Origin of the sequence: Sorangium sp. So ce176 (assembly GCF_051519835.1) — a bacterium.
Classification (GTDB): domain Bacteria; phylum Myxococcota_A; class Polyangia; order Polyangiales; family Polyangiaceae; genus Sorangium; species Sorangium cellulosum_G.
On record NZ_CP150371.1, the window covers coordinates 11,244,840 to 11,262,509 of the forward strand.

12 protein-coding genes are annotated in these 17,670 nt (G+C 74.8%); 3 read left to right on the top strand and 9 right to left on the bottom strand.

What is annotated here, in order from left to right:
• Window positions 1-226 precede the first annotated feature (226 nt).
• Complete coding sequence (locus tag WMF42_RS42485; RefSeq protein WP_437688866.1) at window positions 227-2,014, top strand: protein kinase domain-containing protein; 1,788 nt, start codon at window positions 227-229, stop codon at window positions 2,012-2,014.
• A gap of 283 nt (window positions 2,015-2,297) precedes the next feature.
• On the opposite strand, the gene WMF42_RS42490 is transcribed toward WMF42_RS42485, so the two are convergent.
• The 7 genes from WMF42_RS42490 to WMF42_RS42520 form a co-directional block, all read right to left on the bottom strand.
• Window positions 2,298-2,954, bottom strand: coding sequence for a superoxide dismutase family protein (locus WMF42_RS42490; protein ID WP_437688868.1), 657 nt, complete (start codon window positions 2,952-2,954; stop codon window positions 2,298-2,300).
• A gap of 264 nt (window positions 2,955-3,218) precedes the next feature.
• On the bottom strand, window positions 3,219-4,232 hold the full coding sequence (locus WMF42_RS42495) for a hypothetical protein (RefSeq protein WP_437688870.1): 1,014 nt from the start codon (window positions 4,230-4,232) through the stop codon (window positions 3,219-3,221).
• A gap of 210 nt (window positions 4,233-4,442) precedes the next feature.
• The gene (locus WMF42_RS42500; protein ID WP_061612278.1) at window positions 4,443-5,612 is read right to left on the bottom strand and encodes a response regulator; all 1,170 of its coding nucleotides are present in this window, start codon (window positions 5,610-5,612) and stop codon (window positions 4,443-4,445) included.
• A complete protein-coding gene (locus WMF42_RS42505) occupies window positions 5,609-7,303 on the bottom strand; it encodes an ATP-binding protein (protein WP_437688871.1) in 1,695 nt (564 codons plus the stop codon). The genes WMF42_RS42500 and WMF42_RS42505 overlap by 4 nt, the downstream gene beginning before the upstream one ends.
• A gap of 200 nt (window positions 7,304-7,503) precedes the next feature.
• Window positions 7,504-8,715 carry a hypothetical protein gene (locus WMF42_RS42510; RefSeq protein WP_437688872.1) on the bottom strand — a complete coding sequence of 404 codons (1,212 nt, stop codon included), beginning with the start codon at window positions 8,713-8,715 and terminating at the stop codon, window positions 7,504-7,506.
• A gap of 50 nt (window positions 8,716-8,765) precedes the next feature.
• Complete coding sequence (locus tag WMF42_RS42515) at window positions 8,766-9,446, bottom strand: sterol desaturase family protein (RefSeq protein ID WP_437688874.1); 681 nt, start codon at window positions 9,444-9,446, stop codon at window positions 8,766-8,768.
• 67 nt (window positions 9,447-9,513) lie between these two features.
• On the bottom strand, window positions 9,514-9,702 hold the full coding sequence (locus tag WMF42_RS42520) for a hypothetical protein (protein WP_061610251.1): 189 nt from the start codon (window positions 9,700-9,702) through the stop codon (window positions 9,514-9,516).
• Window positions 9,703-9,922: 220 nt separating this feature from the next.
• Between WMF42_RS42520 and WMF42_RS42525 the strand changes: the two genes are divergently transcribed.
• Window positions 9,923-12,817, top strand: coding sequence for a DUF4388 domain-containing protein (locus WMF42_RS42525; protein WP_437688876.1), 2,895 nt, complete (start codon window positions 9,923-9,925; stop codon window positions 12,815-12,817).
• A 53-nt stretch (window positions 12,818-12,870) separates the two neighbouring features.
• Complete coding sequence (locus WMF42_RS42530) at window positions 12,871-13,254, top strand: nuclear transport factor 2 family protein (protein ID WP_061609734.1); 384 nt, start codon at window positions 12,871-12,873, stop codon at window positions 13,252-13,254.
• A 9-nt stretch (window positions 13,255-13,263) separates the two neighbouring features.
• On the opposite strand, the gene WMF42_RS42535 is transcribed toward WMF42_RS42530, so the two are convergent.
• A complete protein-coding gene (locus WMF42_RS42535) occupies window positions 13,264-16,059 on the bottom strand; it encodes an AAA family ATPase (RefSeq protein WP_437688877.1) in 2,796 nt (931 codons plus the stop codon).
• A gap of 356 nt (window positions 16,060-16,415) precedes the next feature.
• Window positions 16,416-17,669, bottom strand: coding sequence for a PAS domain-containing protein (locus tag WMF42_RS42540; protein ID WP_437688879.1), 1,254 nt, complete (start codon window positions 17,667-17,669; stop codon window positions 16,416-16,418).
• Window position 17,670 lies beyond the last annotated feature (1 nt).

Here is a 17,670-nt window from a genome sequence, read left to right on the forward strand (position 1 = left end):
CCGCTCCGCTGCCGTCGAGGCGCGCGCCGCGCGCGGTGGATGAGCCCCTCGGTGGGCTCCTGATGAAGCAGCGGACGCCCGCGGCCGCGCGGCCGCGCCGCGCGGGGGGGTGTTGCTCTTCGACGCCGCTGAATTTGATGCGAGCGCCTCTGCGGGCGCCGCGCGCGCGGGGGCCTACGGTATGCTGGAGAACGCGGCGCGGCGCTCTCGGTCGGAGGTCTCGAACATGCGCGGCCTGGAAGAGATCCAAGGGCTGGAGGTCGGAACCCTGATCGCGGGCAAGTACCGCGTGAGCCGGCTGCTCGCCAAGGGCGCCATGGGCGCGGTGGTCGCCGTGACGCACGTGGAGCTCGGCGAGCTCCGGGCCATCAAGCTGCTGCTGCCGTCCACGGCCGCCGATCCGGAGATGTGCGCGCGCTTCCTCCGGGAGGCGCGGATCGCGGCGCGGCTCAGGAGCGAGCACGCGGTCAAGGTGCACGAGGTTGGCCGGCTCGAGGGCGGCCTCCCCTTCCTTGTCATGGAGTTCCTCGCCGGCCGCGATCTCCGGGTCATCCGCAAGAAGCGGGGCCCGTTGCCCGTCGAGGAGGCGACGCTCTACGTGATCCAGGCCTGCGACGCGCTCGCGGAGGCCCACGCCCTCGGCCTTGTGCACCGCGACGTGAAGCCGGCCAACCTCTTCCTGACGCGCGCGCGGGACGGCTCGCCGTGCATCAAGGTGCTCGATTTCGGCGTCTCGAAGGTAGCGGTAGCGGGCGCGGCGTCGGCGGAGTTCGGGGAGATGCAGACGAGCACGGGCCAGATGCTCGGGACCCCGCACTACATGCCGCCCGAGCAGATGCGCGGCCAGCGCGACGTCGACGCGCGCGCGGACATCTGGGCGATCGGCTCGCTGCTCTATGTCCTGCTCACGGGCCGCTATCCCATGCACGCGCGCTCGGTCGAGACAGTGTCGCTCGTGCTCGGGGGCAAGTTCGTCCCGCCGCCGCCGTCGGAGGTCCGGCGCGGGCTCACTCCGGAGATCGATCCGATCATCCTGCGCTGCCTCGAGCGCGACCGCGACCGGCGCTGGCCCGACGTGGCCGAGCTGGTGCTGGCGCTCCGCCCGTTCGCGCCGCCGGCTGTCGAGCCGCTGGTCGAGCGCATCCAGCGCGTCCTCCGCGAGGGGCCTGGCGACGCGCCGGCCAGCGCGCGCGTCCGCCCGGACGGCGCGGACGCGGCGGACAGCGGCTCGATCCCGCCGGCCTCCGGTCCATCGACGGCGGGTGTCGTGATCGCGCTGCACCGGGGGGACCCGCTCCCTGTCATCGCGCTGCCCGGGAGCCCGAGGGCGCCGAGCGAGGCGCCGAGCGAGGCGCCGGCTGCGCCGGGAAGGGCGGGGGGCGGAGCGGCGGCCGGCGCCGTCGGGCCGGGCGAGGTCGCCAGGGGGGCGGACGGCCCGGGCGCGGCAGCGTCGGCCGGCCTTGCGGCGACGAGCGAGCCTGCCGCGGTCCAGGGCAGGTGGCGCGTCGCGGTGGCCCCCGAGGAGATGGAGCTCGTCGACTGGCGTCCGCGCGGCGCCCTGTCGGCGCGGCTCGGGCGGCTGGTCTCGCCCTCGAGGGCGGGCTTCGGGGCGGCGGCGCTGACCGCGGCGCTCGTGGCGGTGGTGCTCGTGACCGGAGAGCGGCGCGCGGAGCAATCGGAGCCATCGGAGAGGGCGGAGCCATCGGAGCGGTGGTCCGGGGCTCGCGCCTCCGGGCCATCCCCCGCGGACGCGCCGGTGACAGCGGCGGGCAGCGTCGAGCCCCCCGGTCAGGCCTCCCCGGCGGCCGCGGCCCTCTCCGCGTCGCCGTCGCCGTCGCCGTCGCCGGCGGTGGGCATCCAGCGCGAGGAGCCGCGAGGACAGGCCCGGCGCGTCGAGCCCGGCTCCCCTGCGCGCCCCGCGGCGGCTCCGAAGCTCCCCGCGAGCAGGAGCGTCCCGGCGCCCGGGTCCTCCGCGCGGCGACAGGCGATCTCCGTCAGCGCTGCTCCGCGATGACGCGGCGGCGGGCGACTCCTGTGCTTCCCAGGTTCAGCGAAGAAATTGAACAGGGAGGCGGGGAGGCGGGGAGGATTTGAAGATTCTTCCTTCCCGCCTCCCTGTGATTTTCTGAAAAATTAGAGAGGATGCCTCAGCCGTGCTTCGGGAGAGGTCGATTCCGTGTTGCTGCGGAGGTCGACTCCAGCGCTGCGGAGCGCGCGACTCCCGCGGGGCGGGGAGAGGCGCCCTCCAGGGGCGGATGAGGTGAATTCAGCGTCTCATGAGCCCGAAGCGGGCTGCGTCACTTGCTCTGGCCGATGACGCCGCAACCGATGCGCCCTCCGGCGTTGCCGGCGGGCTGGCTGCCGTCGTCCTGCTTCTCGTGGACGATGATGGCGCGGCCGAGGAACGAGTTCGGGGCGCCCTGCTTGAGGTTCGCGCCCTTGGCGACGATCTCGTGGGTGCCGGTGCCGTCGGCCTTGACCTCGATGTTGCCGAGATCGCCGAGGTGGCGGGCCGAGCCGTCGGGCAGGCCGTGCGGGTGGTTCTCGGGGTTGTAGTGCGCGCCCGCGCTCTTCGCGTCCGGCGCGCTGCAATCGCCCGTCTCGTGCACGTGCACGGCGATCTTGCCCTTGGGAGCGCCCGAGACGTTGATGGTGACCTTCACGCCGCCCTCGACCTCGGCGAAGGTCGCCGAGCCCTTGAGCTTCGAGTTGGTCCGCGCCTCGATGGGCACCTCGACCGTCACCGGCGGCGCGGCCGCGGGGGCCGCGCCGCCCTCGGGGGTGGCCGCGGCTTCCGGGGCCGTCGGCGCGGGCGCGGCGGGCGCCTCCGGCGCCGGCTGCGCCGGCTGGGCAGGGACTTCGGGGACCGCAGGAGCCGGCTCGGGGGAGCCGCCGCAAGCGGCGACGGCAAGGGCGAGCGAGGCGAGCAGCGAGAGAGAATGGGCCGGTTTCATCACAGCGAGACCTCCAGGTTCGTGAGGCGTTGGACCTGCGCCGTCTCGTAGAGCGGACCCGGCGAGCGATCAATCGGCGCGCTCGACAATCGTCAGGTGACGTCATCGGCGCGGCCGATAGGGAGACGAGATACGGTGATCCACCGGGGATGTGAAGGAATTTCCTGAAGCCGCGCGCTCATCGATGCTCTCGGCGGCGCGCGCCGCGCGGCGCTGCGGCGGGGGAGCGAGGCGCGGAGTCTGGCTCCGCGCCCCGCGGCAGGCTCACTGCGGGGTGGGGCAGCCGATCGGCGCGGTGCCGACGACAACGTCATCGATCCACATCGTGCGGGGCTCGTCGCTCTGGTAGGACTCCCAGCCGAAGCCGATGCTGGAGAAATTCGGCGCTGTCCACTCGAAGTTCTCCACGTTGTTGGCGCAGCCCTGGCCGGTCCCGGACATCTTGAGCTCGGTGATCTCGGTGCCGTCCATCCAGAAGCGCATCTCGTTCTTCGGCCCGTCGAAGCTGAACTCGACGCACGTCCACTTGCCGACAGGGACCACCTTGCCCTCGGCGTGGTGCCAGCAGTCCGTCGCCGGCCCGGTCGGCGGACTTGTCCACTGCCCCGGCGTATCGTAGTTCGCCATGAACTGGCTGCCGCTCTCGATCGGGTGCTGGCCGCCGTAGCGGTAGACGGCCGTGTAGGGCATCCCCTCGAAATCCTTGCCCGGAACGGTGCCCGAGCCGTCGATGATGGTCCAGTGCACGTCCGTCGTAGGCGCGGACTCGAGGAAGAACATCATGCGTCCGTGGACGACGTTGCCCTCGACCGGCAGGGCCGCCGGATCCGCGAACTGGATCATGGCGGACTTGTAGTTGTCGTCTCCCGAGCTCTCGGGCGTGGTCACCTTGACGGACTTGGTGCCGCTGAACGCCTTCGTCGTGTCGACGATGACAGCGGAGCCCTCCTTGGGCGTGTAGACCTTCCACTTGCCGCCGGGCGCGCCCTGGCCCTCGTACGACTCGAAGTCGTCGCAGATCAGCGCGCCATCGACACACGCCGTGTCGCCGCCGCCCGCGCCGCCGCCCGTGCCGGTGGCGGTGGTGCTGCCGCCGCCCGAGCCGCTGCCGGTGGTGCTGCCGCCGCCCGAGCCGCTGCCGGTGGTGCTGCCGCCGCCCGAGCCGGTCGACGTCGATGTCGCCGTCGCGCCGCCGCCATCGTCATCCGAGCACGCCGCAGCGCCCATTCCAGCGCTCGCGAGCAGACCCATCAAGCTAATGCAATATCGAAGCTTCATGTTCGTCCTGTCCTCCGCGGCGACTATGCACGAGGGCATGGCGCGGTTCAAGAACGAATGGCTTGACCGGATCGCCCGGCCCACGGGCTCGAACTCCCATGCCCCCTGCGGGTGCGGTGCAGTCGACTACGCCCGATACCACCCGGAGGCACGCCCGGAGACTGCCCTGGAGAGCCGACTTTCGCGCCTCCGGTAGTGCGCCTCTCCTCCTCAGGCCTCGCCCGGGCCGCCGCGCTCCGCGCCGCCCTGGGGCGCGCCGGGCGACATCGCATAGAGCCTCTCCTCTCCCTGCTTGCCCCGGATGCGCACCATCGCGGGCACCGCGCCTGCCGGGCTCCCGGCCGCGGTGAACGTCGCCTCATCCATCAGCAGGCCACCGGCCCTGGCCTGCGCCTGGATCCGAAACGCTGTGTTCACGCGATCGCCGATGATCGTGAACTCCCGCCTGCCGCTCGAACCGATGCTCGCCAGCAGGACGGGCCCTGTCGCGAGCCCGAGCCGCGTCGGGAAGGCGGGCCGACCGTGCGCGCGCTGCTGTTCGTTGAAGTCCGCGATGGCCCGCTGGATCCGCTGCGCCGCCGCGAGCGCGTCCGGCGCGCTCCGGAAGAACGCGAGCATCCCGTCGCCCACGTACTTGTCGACCTCGCCCTGGTGGTCGTAGACGACCTGCGCCACCGTGGCCATGTACAGGCTGAGATCCGCGAGCAGCGGCCCCGGATCTTCGTGCTCCGAGAGCCGGACGAACTCCTCGACGTCGCTGACAAGCACCGTCAGCACCTCGCGCGCCGGCGGACTCGGCCTGTTCGACGACACGCTCTCCTCGATGCTCTCCCACGCCCTGTCGGACAGGTAGCCGCGCAGCGCCGCCTGCATCTGGCGGACCTGCGCGTAGCGCTCCTCGAGCTCCTTGCGCTGCCGCTCGAGCTCCCGGCGCTGCCGGTGCAAGAGCAGCTGCGTCCCCACCCGCGCCAGCACCTCGCGCAGCTCGAACGGCTTCGTCACGTAGTCGACGCCGCCCGCCTCGAACGCCGCCACCTTGTCGCCGATGCCCGTCATCGCGCTCAGGAAGATGACCGGCACGTCCGCCGTCCGCGCGTCCGCCTTCAGCCGGCGGCACACCTCGTAGCCGTCCATGTGGGGCATGTTCACGTCGAGCAGGATGAGGTCCGGCGGCACCGCCGCCGCCGACATCAGCGCCATCGCGCCGCTGATCGCCGCCCGCACCTCGTAGCCCTGCGCCGTCAGCATCGAGGTGAGCAGCGACAGGTTCGCCGGCATATCGTCCACGATCAGGATGTTCGCGGGCTCTTCCCGCGGGCGCTCCGGCCGCGCCCCCGCGGTCGGCGCGCGGGGCGCTCGCTTTGCGTCGCTGTCCGTCATGACGGCTCCTCCTCGTCTGCGCTCGATAGCGCCAAGATGCTGTCGAAGCGATACCCCCGCGCGAGCTCGGCGACCGCCCCCGCGAGCTCCGCGTCCTCCGGCCGGAACCGCTCGATCGTGGCCTGCACCGCCTTCGCGTCGAGCCGCGTCGCCGCCCGCCGGAGGTCCTTGCGCAGCGAGGGGGGCAGCTCGGCCGCCGCCCGCGCGAGGTCGACGCCCCGCGCCGGGTCGACGCCCCGCGCCGGCGCCGGCCAGCCCGCGGCGTCGACCTCGCGCGGGCGGCTCTCCTGGTCGAAGCGGGCCCCGAGGTGCTTCGTCAGCAGGCCGAAGATGTCCGCGTCGCGGAGCGGCTTGCTCACGAAATCGTCGCACCCGGATTGCAGTGCGAGCGCACGATTCTGCTCGAACGCGCTCGCCGTCATCGCGACGACGACGGTCTCGCGCCCCCGCGGGCTCGACTTGATGCGGCTCGCCGTCTCGTAGCCGTCGAGCAGCGGCATGCGCAGGTCGAGCAGGACGAGGTGCGGCGCCCACGTCTCCCACTGCGCCACGGCGCCGAGGCCGTTCGTCGCGCTGCGCACCTCGACGCCCACCGAGTCGAGCAGCTTGACAAGGCAGTGGCGCACGTCCCACCTGTCGTCGACAACGAGCACGCGGTACCTCGGCTGGCCCGGCGAGAGGCCCACGACCCGCAGCGACCGCGGCGCCGCGTCGGGGCGCGCGCTCGCCGGGTCGACGAGCGTCAGGCGCACGTCGAAGCGGAGCGTCGTCCCGCGGCCGGGCTGGCTCTCCACGTGGACGTCGCCCCCCATCATCCGCACGATGCGCCGGCTGATGTGCAGGCCGAGGCCCGTGCCCTCGCGCGACCTCCGCCCGCTCGCTGTCTGCGCGAACGCCTCGAACAGCTCCGCGATCTCGTCCTCGGCCATGCCCCGGCCCGTGTCCGTCACCTCGAACGACAGCCGCGCCCGCCCCGGCGCCGCGCCGTCGAGCGCGCCGCCCTCACGCGCGGCGGTCGAGCGGCGCGCCCACACGCGCAAGGTCACCGAGCCCCTCGGCGTGAACTTCAGCGCGTTGCCGAGCAGGTTGATCAGCACCTGCCGCAGCTTCCCCTCGTCGCCGTGGACGCGCTGCGGCACGTCCTGCTCCCGCTCCACGCTCAGCGTGAGCCCCCGCTTCTGCGCCTCGACAGCGAACATCTCCGACAGGCCCGAGAGCATCTCGTGGAGATCGAAGTCGACCTCGGCGAGCGTCATGCGGCCGGCCTCGATCTTGGCCATCTCGAGGATGTCGTTGACGAGGCCGAGCAGGTGCTCGCCGCTCTTGCAGATGACCGCGAGGTTCTCGCGGTGCCTGTCGCCGAGCGAGCGGTCGCGCTCCATGAGCTGGGCGAAGCCGAGGATCGAGTTGAGCGGCGTCCTGAGCTCGTGGCTCATGTTGGCGAGGAACGCGCTCTTCGCCCGGCTCGCCGCCTCCGCCTCGGCCTTCGCCCGGCGCGCCTCGTCCTCGGCCCGGCGCGCCTCGACGAGCTCCTCGCAGAGCCGCTGCTCCGCGGCGCGGCTTACCGCGAGCTCCTGCGCCCTCCGCTCGAGCTCGAGCTCGCGCTCGCGGTGCCGCCGGCGGAGCGCCCAGAGGGCGACCACGAGGAGCGTCGCGACGACCACGGAGGCGGAGATCCCGACAAGGTGCATGCGATGTGCCCCCACCCAGCGCATCCGCGGCGGGAGGGGCCGAGCGCCGGTCCCGTCGGAACGCAGCGATCAGCGTACAGGAGTTCTGGACAGCGCGCGGCGCCGCGTTCGGCCCCTCCCGTCGCGGATGCGCTGGATCGCCCGCGGGGGGCGCCGCGCTCGTCAGGCGGGACACGGAACCGCCTCGCCGCAGCGCGGCGCTACGGCGCGCCGGCGTCCAGCTTCGCGCGCCGCGGCGGCGTGACGACCCCATCCGGCGGCGCCGCGCCGGCGTCCGGCTTCGCGCGCTGCCGGGGCGTGAGGACCGCGTCCGGCGGCGGCGCGCCGGCGCCGCCGCGCGGCGCGTCGCTCCCGTCGCTCCCGTCGCTCGCGTCGTCGTCGCGCGGCAGCCGCGGCGTGGGCGCCGGCGACGGCGCGGGCTGGCGCAGGCCGCGCAGCGCGGAGAGCCTGTCGACGAGGGCGCCGGCCTCCTCGGCCGACAGCTTGACGCGGGCGTGGAGCGCCTTGCCCTCGGCGTCGATCGCGACGCGCTCGAGCACGGCCCCGAGGCCGATGAGCCGCGTCGCGAGGTCGCCCGCGTGCGCGTCGCGGGCGGCGCGCAGCGCGGCGCCGAGCTCGGCGCAGGGGGCCTCCGCGTCGCACAGGACGACGCCGTGGACAGCGATCTCGGGGCCGAGGGCGACGCCGACGCCGGCGGCGCGGATGGACGCCGCGGGCGACCGGCCGGCGCCGCTCAGCGCGAGCTCGCGCCCGAGCTCGGCGCGCTGCTCGGGCGTGAGCACCACGGTGACGCGCGCCGCGCCCTCGCCCACCGCGCGGGCGATGTCGTCGTGCGCGCCGCTCGGGCCGACCGCCGGGACGCGCCCGTCGGCCGCGTCGACCATGGCGCGCAGGTACGCCCCGCCGCCGAGCAGGATCGGCCCGCCGGGGCGCACGGCGATCTCGCCGCGGCCCTCGGCGCTCGAGTCCCGCACAGCGCGGAAGCTGCCGAGCGTCGTGACGACCGGCTGCCCGCCGCGCGCCTGGATGACCTTCGACGCGCACGCGAGCAGCGCCTCGTCCTGCGCGGGGCCGGACGCGACAAGCCCGAAATCGCCGCCCTCGCCCGCCGCCGGGATGCCGATCGCGACCTCGGTCAATGCGGCCACCGGGTCGAAGCCGCACACGTCGCGCACCTTGCCGAGCCCGGGGATCTCACGCTCCTCGCGCAGGAAGGGGGCGAACGCGGGCGAGGCGCGCAGCGCCGGCAGATCGAGCGTCGCGACGAGCAGCGCGCCCGCCGGCACGGCGTCGAGCGCGCGGGGCGCGGCGGGCGGCGCCTCCTGCCGGCGGCCGAGGAGCCAAGCGAGCCCGCCGCCGAGCAGGACGCCGACGAGCAGGAGGATGAGCCCGTCTCTCGTCCGCGTCTGCACGCGCGACCGTTAGCACACCGCCGCGGCGGATGTCCCGGCGCGCGCGGCGGCTAGGCGCCGTCGCGCGGCCGCGGCGACCAGCGCGTCCCGTGGACGAGGTCGAACAGGGGCACGGTGACGTTGAAGTTCCAGCGCTTCATCAGCCGCGGGTCGTGGTGCCTGCGGTGGTGCTCGCGGAGCCGCGCGAGCCCCGGGATCCGGTGCACCGCGCTGCCCTCCGGCAGGTGATACGCGAGGTGCAGCCACTCGTAGCTGACGAAGAACGCCATCGCCGTCGCGAGCCCGAGCAGCGCCGCGTCCCGCGAGAACAGGAGGCCCGCCGCCGCGGCGAGCGGCAGCAGCAAGGCGAGGACGAGGAGCGCCGAGCCGGGCGGCATCAGCACAAGCCAGAGCTCGCGGGCGCTCCGGAGCGCCATGTCGTCCGCGGTGAAGGCGAGGTGGTGCTCGCGCTCGTGCCGCTCGCACAGCGCGCCGAGCAGCGGCGCCCGCCGGTGCAGCACCGACCGGTGCGCCCACCACTCGAAGGCGAAGGCGAGCAGCAGCGTCGCCGGGACCGCGAGCAGCTCGAGGGGCTCGACGGCGTCGACGAGGCCCACCGCCGCCGCGAGCGCAGCGGCGCCGAGCGCCGTGGGGGCCGCCAGGTGCAGCGCCGGGCGGTACCCGCGCGGGATCCGCGCCGCGATCCGCGCGCGCCGCCGCGCCCGCGGAGGAGCCGGCTCGTTCACAGCCATCAAAAAAACTATGAATTCCAAAAAAACAGAACGCAAGCGCGGGGCAGGGCGCTTGCGGGGGGCGCGCTCAGCCGTCGTGGCGCTCTTCCGGCGTCTCCGCGCCGTCCTCGGGCGCGCCTCCGTCCGCCGCGGGCGCGTTCCGCTCGAACAGCCCGCCGATGGCCTCGCCGATGCGGCCGATCTTCGCGGCGAGCAGCACCACGATCACCAGGAGGGCTGTGAGGGCGATCTCGTTCTGGGAAGCGCCGAGCAGCATGTGCCGAGGTCTACCACGCTGCGCGCCGCGCGGGGGCCGGCGGGCGCGCTCGGCGCGGCGCGCGGCGGCGCGCGGCGACGTCAGGGGCGAGGAGGCGCGGCGGCGGCGGGAACATCGCGGGTCCGCGATCGCGTTTGACAGCCCGCCTGCGACCGTTGAGAGTCCAGGCGATACGGGGGTCCTGGGTGCACCGAGGGGCCGCCGCCACGAGATGACTGCCGTGTCCGAGCTCCGCGACGACCACGAAGCCGTGCAGGCACGCCTGCGCGCCGACGCCGTTCTCCTGGCCGACGCATCGGCGGAGGGGGCGGCGATCGGCGCGGCGCTGCGGGGCCGGGGCTTCGAGGTGATCGCGGCGCCGCTCGCGGACATCGAGGCGCGCCTCGCGATCGACGCGCCGCGCGTCGTCATCGTCGACATCGATGAGCCCGGCTCGATCGAGGCGCTCGAGCGCCTCTACCAGCGCCCGGGCGGCGTCGCGGCGTCCGTGCTGCTCGTGGGCGATCCGGTCCGCTCGGCGGAGCTCGATCCGCAGCTCTTCGGGCAGGTCTTCGAGCGCCCCGTGGACATCGCCGAGCTCGCGGCGCACGTGAGCGCCGTCGCGGAGCCGGGGCGGTTCCGCGGGGAGCACGCCGCGGCCGTGGCGCACCTGCAGGCGGGCTATCCGGGGCCGATCGACAACGAGGTCCCGTCGAACCCGGACTTCGCCAGCGAGCTCGACCCGCTCGACGTCGGCTCGGTGCTGCCGCCGCCCGAGGACGGCGACGCGATCGGGCCGCGGCTCATGCCCGCGCGCATCAGCCCGGAGCTCGAGGAGATCCTCGTCGCCGCCGAGCAGCGGGTCACGGCGAAGGCGCGCCCGTCGAGCATCCCGGCGGCCGAGGAGGACGTCGACCTGATGCTGTCGCCGGAGCTGCTCTCCGCGCTCGACGAGCCGCTCGACGCCGACGAGGAAGAGCCGCGGACCGGCGGGAGCGCGGGCCACGCGCAGCTCGCCGCCGGCTCGGCGTCGCAGCCGCGGACCAGCGATCCCCCGCGCGGTGCCGCGGCCGCGCCGCAGCAGGCGCTGACCCGCGCCGAGACCACCGGGCCCGGCGACCCGATCGGCGAGCTCGCCGAGCCGGGCGAGGAGCACGAGGACGATCGCCACGCCGAGCCCTCGCGCGACGCGGGGCACGCGACGAAGCGCACAGGGGCCGAGCTCGCGGCGTACTCGAGCGGCCGCGAGGCGCACCTGCCCGGCAGGGACGAGCGCGATCCGGGCGCGCCCGCGCGCCGGGGCGGCGGGCGCGACGTCGCGCCGCCGACGCCGCGCGACGCGGGCCGGCCCCACGGGTTCGGATCGCCTCCGCCGCGCGTCGAGGCGGTGTGGGGGCGGTCGCCCGCGCCGCCGCCCGCGCCGCGCGACGAGCCCGCGTGGGACCGCGGGCTGCCGGGGCCTGTGCGCGAGGAGCTCGACTGGGTGCGCGTGCCGTCGGGCCGCGTCGAGCCGTCGTTTCCCCAGCGCTACACCGAGCCGCCGCCGACCCGGGCGCGCGACGCGCGCGACGTCAGAGACGCGCGTGACGCCAGAGACGCGCGCGACGCCAGAGCCCCCGGCTTTCCACCGCCTCCGCCGGCCCCACCGGGCTATCCCTTCGTGTCGCCTCCTTCGGTCGAGGTGAGGACCGCGCTGCTGCCGCCCGGCGACGGGGCCGAGCCCGAGCCGCTGCCGCCGGCGCCCCTCCCGGTCCGCTCCGCCGCGTCGGCGCGCGTCCCGGTGCCCCCGGCGCCGGCGACTGTCGGTACGGGCACGCCCGGGCGCGGGCTCCTCCCGCAGACGCCGCCCGCCGCGTCGAGCGCGTTCGGCCGCGTGCCCGTCGCTGCGCCGCCGCCCGTGGCCATCTCCGGCGTGGCCGGGCGCGCGCCCGCGGCGCCGACGCCGCCGATGGCGATGCCGCCCATGCCGACGCAGCCGATGGCGATGCAGCCGATGGCGATGCAGCCCGCGCCGTCGGCGCCCGCGACGATCAGCACGGGCGCGTTCGGCCGCGCCCTGGCGGCGCAGCCGGACGACGAGGCGCCCGCCTCCAGCGACGCCTCCTCGGCCACCGTGCTCGGCCCCGGCGACGCGCCGCGCGCGCTCGCCCGGGCGGTGGGCAGCCGCACGTCCGGCGCGCTCGCGATCGCGACGGAGGAGGGGGCGCGGCGCATCGTCCTGCACGACGGCGACATCGTCACGGCCGGATCGACCCTCCCGGAGGAGACGCTGCTCGCCTTCCTTGTCGGGCGCGGCGACATCGAGCGCGACGTCGCCGTGCGGCTCGCGGGCAAGCTCCCCGCGTCGGGCCGGCACGCCGGCGCGGCGCTCATCGCGCACGGCCACCTCGGCCAGGACGACCTCTGGCCGGTCCTGCGCGCGCACGCCGAGTGGGTGATCGGGCACGTCGTGCTCGTCGAGGCCGGGACGTGCGATCTGGAGCCCGAGCCGCCGGGCCGCCTCAAGGCGGAGCCGAACGTCTTCGGCGGGGCGACCGGCGCCGAGGTCTTCGTGGAGACGATCCGCCGCGTGATCGCCCCCGAGATCGCGCTGCGCCGCCTCGGCGGCCCGGGCGCGCGCCTCGACGACGGCGTCCGCCGCAACCTGCTCGGCGAGTGCGCGCTCCGGCGCGAGGAAGAGGAGCTCGTGCGCACCGCGCGCGGCCGCGCTGTCGGCGAGCTCGTGAGCTCGGCGGAGCCCGAGAACGCCAGCGTGATCTACGCGCTCGTCTGCCTGGAGGTGCTCGACGTCCTGATCCCGCAGTCGGTCACCGAGGCGCCGCCGCCGCCGGTCGACGATCCGCTCGACGAGGAGGCGATCCGGCAGCGGGTCCGGGCGCGCCTCGCGCTGGTGGAGGACGGGGATTACTTCTCGATCCTCGGCATCCCGCGCGACGCGACGAACTACGAGATCCGCCGCGCGTACCTCGCGCTCCGGAAGGCGTTCGAGCCGTCGACCCTGCTCACCGCCGCGACAGTGGACCTGCTCGACGACGTGCGGCTCGTCATCGAGGTGCTCGACGAGGCCTACGAGATCCTGCGCGAGCCGCACCGGCGCGAGCGGTACCGGCGGGCGATCGAGGCGGGGCCGCCGTAGCCGGGTGGGCCGAGGGTCCGCCCCTTGCAAGCGCCTCCACGGCAGGAGGCATCATGTCCAAGGCGAGCGAGTTCATCGAAGCCCTGCGCAGGATCGAGGAGAGCGGCGACGTCGAGCCCATGGCGCGGCTGTTCGCGCCGGACGCCGAGCTGAGCAACCCGGCGATCACGAGGCCGCTCCACGGTCAGGATGGCGCCCGCAACTTCTGGCGCAGCTACCGCCACACCTTCGGCGAGGTGCAGTCCGATTTCCGGTGCGTCATCGAGTCCGACAAGGCCTCGCTGCTCGAGTGGAAGAGCCACGGGACGCTGGCCCATGGGGCGGTGTTCGCCTACGAGGGCGTGAGCGTCATCGAGCACCCCGGCGGCGTCATCACGCGGTTCAAGGCGTACTTCGACCCGCGGGCCCTCGGGCTTCACCTCGATCATGCGGCATAACGCCTCTCGTCAGCGGGAGCACGCGGCATAACGCCGCTCGCCCGCGCGCGCGATGGCGTCGACGACGACCTCTCCCTGCTCGACGCCCACGAGCGCCGCGGACCCCTCCTCGAGCTGGCCGCGGAGGATGAGATCCGCGAGCGGCGCCTCGATGAGGCGGCCGATCGTGCGCTTCATCGGCCGCGCGCCGAGCTCGGGGTCGAACCCGCCCGCGTCGAGCAGCGCGTCGATCGCCTCCGGCTCGACCTCGAGCACCACGCCGCGCGCCTCGAGCTCGCGCTCGAGCCCGCCCAGCAGCCGGCGCGTGATCTCGGCGACGTCCGCCCGCGTGAGCGGCGCGAAGCTGATGACCTCGTCGATGCGGTTGTAGAGCTCCGGCGGGAGCGTGGCGCGGGCCGCGGCGAGCATCGTGTCGGCGAGCCGCTCCGTCGAGACGGCCTGGGACGCGCGCGCGAAGCCGACGGAGCGCTCGGACCGGAGCGCGCCCGCCTCGGCGGCGCCGAGGTTCGAGGTCATCACGATCACGGTGTTCGTGAAGTCCACCCGCCGGCCGCGGCCGTCGGTCAGCCGGCCCTCATCGAAGACCTGCAGGAACGCCTCGAGCACGTCGCGGTGCGCCTTCTCGATCTCGTCGAGCAGCACCACCTGGTACGGCCGCCGACGCACCGCCTCGGTGAGCTGGCCGCCGGCCTCGTGGCCCACGTAGCCGGGCGGCGCGCCGACCAGCCGCGCCACCGCGTGCGACTCGGCGTACTCGGAGAAATCGAGCCGCGTCATGGCGTCCGGCGAGTGGAACAGCGCCTCGGCGATCGCCTTCGCCGTCTCCGTCTTGCCGACGCCGGTCGGCCCCAGCAGCAGGAACGACCCGATCGGGCGGCGCGCGCGCAGGCCTGCCGCGTTCCTGCGGAGCACCCGCGCGATGCGCCCGAGCGCCTCGCCGTGGCCGACGACCCGGTCGGCGAGCAGCGTCTCCAGCGCGAGCATCCGCTCGCGGTCGGTCTCGAGCAGCCGCTCGACCGGCAGGTCGGCCAGCTCCGCCACCACCTCGGCGACCTCGGGGGGCCCGACCTGCCGCGCGGGCTCGCGGGCGCCGGCGCGCGCGCCCGGCGCGCTCTGTGGCGCCTGCTGCGCGCGGCGCCGCGTGCGCGCCCCCGCGAGGTCGAGGATCGAGAGCGCCTTGTCGGGCAGCGCGCGCCCGGGCAGGTAGCGCACCGACCAGGCGACGGCCGAGGCCAGCGCCTCGTCTGTGAACGTGAGGCCGTGGTGCGCGCCGAGCCCGACCGCGACGCTCCGGAGCAGGAGGAACGCCTCGTCCTCCTCGGGCTCGTCGATCTCGACGATGGTGAAGCGCCGCGCGAGCGCCGGGTCGACCTCGATGCTCTTCCGGTACTCCTCGGGCGTGGCGGTGCCGATCAGCGTGATCTCGCCGCGGGCGAGCGCGAGCTTGAGCTCGGCCATCGCCTCGTCGAGGGCGCCGCTGCCGAAGAGCTCCGACATCCCGTCGATGAACAGGAGCACGCGCCCGCCCGCCTCGCGGAGCTCCGAGCGCAGCCCGGCGAGCCGCTCGCTGAGCGCGCCGCGCGCGCCGGTGCCCGCGATGAGCTCGGACGGCACGAGCTCGACGACGATGCGGGGCTCCCGCTCCTCGAAGGCCAGCCGGTGCGCGATGCCGCGCGCGACCGAGGTCTTCCCCACGCCCGCCGGGCCGAGGAGGCACGGGTTGTTGGCGTGGCGCTTGGCCAGCACGTCGAGCGCCTGCTCGATCTCGCGCTCGCGGCCGACGATCGGCTCGAGCTCGCCCTGCGCCGCCGCGAGCGAGAGGTTGTGGCCGAGCGAGGTGAGGGCCGGGAAGCGCGCGCGGTCGAGGTGGAAGCGCGCCGCGAGGGCGCTCGCCGCGGCCGAGGGCGCCGCGAGCGGCCGCCCCGAGGCGGGGGGCGACGCGGCCGCGTCGTCCGCCGCCAGGGCGCGGCGGGGCGCGCCCGCGAGGGCGGCGGCCGGCTCGGCGGGGAGGAGCGCGTCGGCGCCGGCCGGGGCCGCGACGGGGCGCGGGCGGGGCGGCGGGAACAGCGGCACGGTGACGCCCGGGCCGGCGCTCTTGCCGGGCCGCAGGTCCGGCGCGCCGAGGCTGGCGCCCTTGCCGGGCCGCAGGTCCGGCGCGCCGAGGCCGGCGCCCTTGCCGGGCCGCAGCTCCGTCATGGTGACGCCCGTGCCCCTGGCGGGCCGGAGCTCCGTCACGGCGACGCCGGCGCCCTTGCCGGGCCGCAGCTCCGCGGGCGCGCGCGCCGGCTCGGCGGCCTCGCCGCGGGCGCGGCGCGCCGGGGGCGCCTTGGCCGGCGCGGCCGGCTTCTCCGGCGCCCCGTCGTCCAGGCCCCCGCGCGGCGCCAGGGAGCGCCGCGCCTGCACGACGCCGAGCGCTATCTGCAGCGCCGAGGTCCGCAGGCGCGCGAGGTCGACGCCCGACTGCGTGAGCGCCCTGTGCGCGGCCGAGCTGCGGTCCGACAGCAGCGCGAGCAGCAGGTGGAGCGCGGCGGGCTCCTTCGCTGTCGCGCGCTTCGCGACGTCGCGCGCGCCCCCCATGGCGCGGCCGATCGGGTCGGGGCCCTCGTCGTCGACCGAGCGGGTGGCCTTGAGCAGGGCCTCGTCGTCGAGCCGCCGATCGCGCAGCAGCTCCGCGGCGGGGCCTCCGCGCAGGGCGATGGCCGCGAGGAGGTGCACGCTCGACAGGCGCTCCTTGCGCTGGGCGGCGAGGTCCTGCGCGAGCTTGCGCAGCGTGACAAGCTCGGCGTGGGAGCGAGGGCTGGTCATCCTTGCAGAGGTCTCCGGCCCCCCGGTTCGCATGCCCGGCGCGGGCGGGCCAAATTTCGGACCGGAGGTCCCCTGCGCGCCCTCGACGCCGGCGCTGCCGCGCGGTCCCGGCGCTCGCCACGGCAACTCCCGAAAAATCAGCGGATGAGAAGAGGACCGCGAGGGCGCAGGGGGCGCAAGGGAACAGAGAAGAGATCTCTTCCCCTCTTCCCCTTGCGGTCTCTCGCGCTCTCCGTGTCCTGCCAGCCCCCGCCCGCCACACCATGTGTTCAATGCATGGATGGAATGTTCCGTCGGCCCAGGGCACGTCCGGGAGGGACAGCATCTGTCGTGCGCGGGCGAGCCGCTGTGTGAGATCAGCGCCGCTCGCGTCGCCGCGCGACGATCGCCTTGCCCTGACGCGCGAGGGCACGACGAATACCTGCCTGGAGATCGCGCTGCGTCAGGAGGTTTCCCAGATCGATCCCCTGCGCGACAAACGTGCGGGCGACGTCGGGTGAGGCCCCGACGAGGACGCACGTGGCGCCCAGGAGTGAGGCGGCGCGCGTGGCCTGGAGGAGGCGGTCTGCCACATCGGCGTCGAGGACGGGCACACCGGTGATGTCGATGAGCACCGTCTCGGCCCGGTGGCGCTGGATCCCCTGGAGGAGCATCTCCAGGAGCCGGGCGCCGCGGGCAGAATCGATGGTCCCCACGAGGGGCACCACGAGGATGCCCTCGTGGACCGGGATGACCGGCGTGGACAGCTCCTGGATGACGTCGAGGAGCTCCCGCTGCGTCGCGAACCACGCGAGCTCTCTCTGCATCGCCTCCTCGGCGCGCTTCTTCTCCGTGATGTCTTCGACCATGACCACGAGATACTGAATGACGCCGCGCGCGTCGGTGAGGGGCACCTTCACCATGTGAAGCCACCGCTCCCCGGCGGCCCCGACCATGCGCGCCTCGGGGACATCCACGACATCGCCTTTCTCGATCACGGCCCGATCCATGCGATCGAGCCGCTCGGCCTCTTCCCGTCGTTGCGGGAAGAGGTCGAAGACGGTCTTGCCGAGAGCGCTGCTCCGGGGCACACCGAGGACCTGTTCGTAGCGGCGGTTCATCCGGACGAGGCGGAACTCCGTCGCTTCCTTGATGAAGACCGAGACGGGCACGTGGTCGAGGATGGTGTCGAGGAAGCTCTCGATGGGCACGGCCCCTGGCGCGTCGTGCGGCGCTGTCGGGCTGCGGACACAGACGAGCGCGCCGCGCGCGCCATCGACGCGAAGCGGGGTGACCGAGATCTCGCCGGGGGTCGCGCCGGGCGCGCCGCCCCGGAGCACGATTTCGACCTGTTCGCGCTTGCCTTCGAGGATTGCGCGGATGCCGGCGAGCACCTCTTGCGCTTCGCCGGCGAGCCCCTCGAGCGACGCGGGCAGGACGGCCGGCGAGCGCGCGAGGGACACAGGCCAGGCGGGGAGCGCGCCGTCCGCGATGATCTGCTCCAGGCGGGGATTGGCGCACCGGAGCGCGCCGTTCGCATCGAAGATCGCGGCGGCGACCGGCAGCGCGCAGAGGAGCGGCAGGGGGTCGACGCCGACGTGCGGGCTGGGCCCATCGAGATCTAGGGTCATT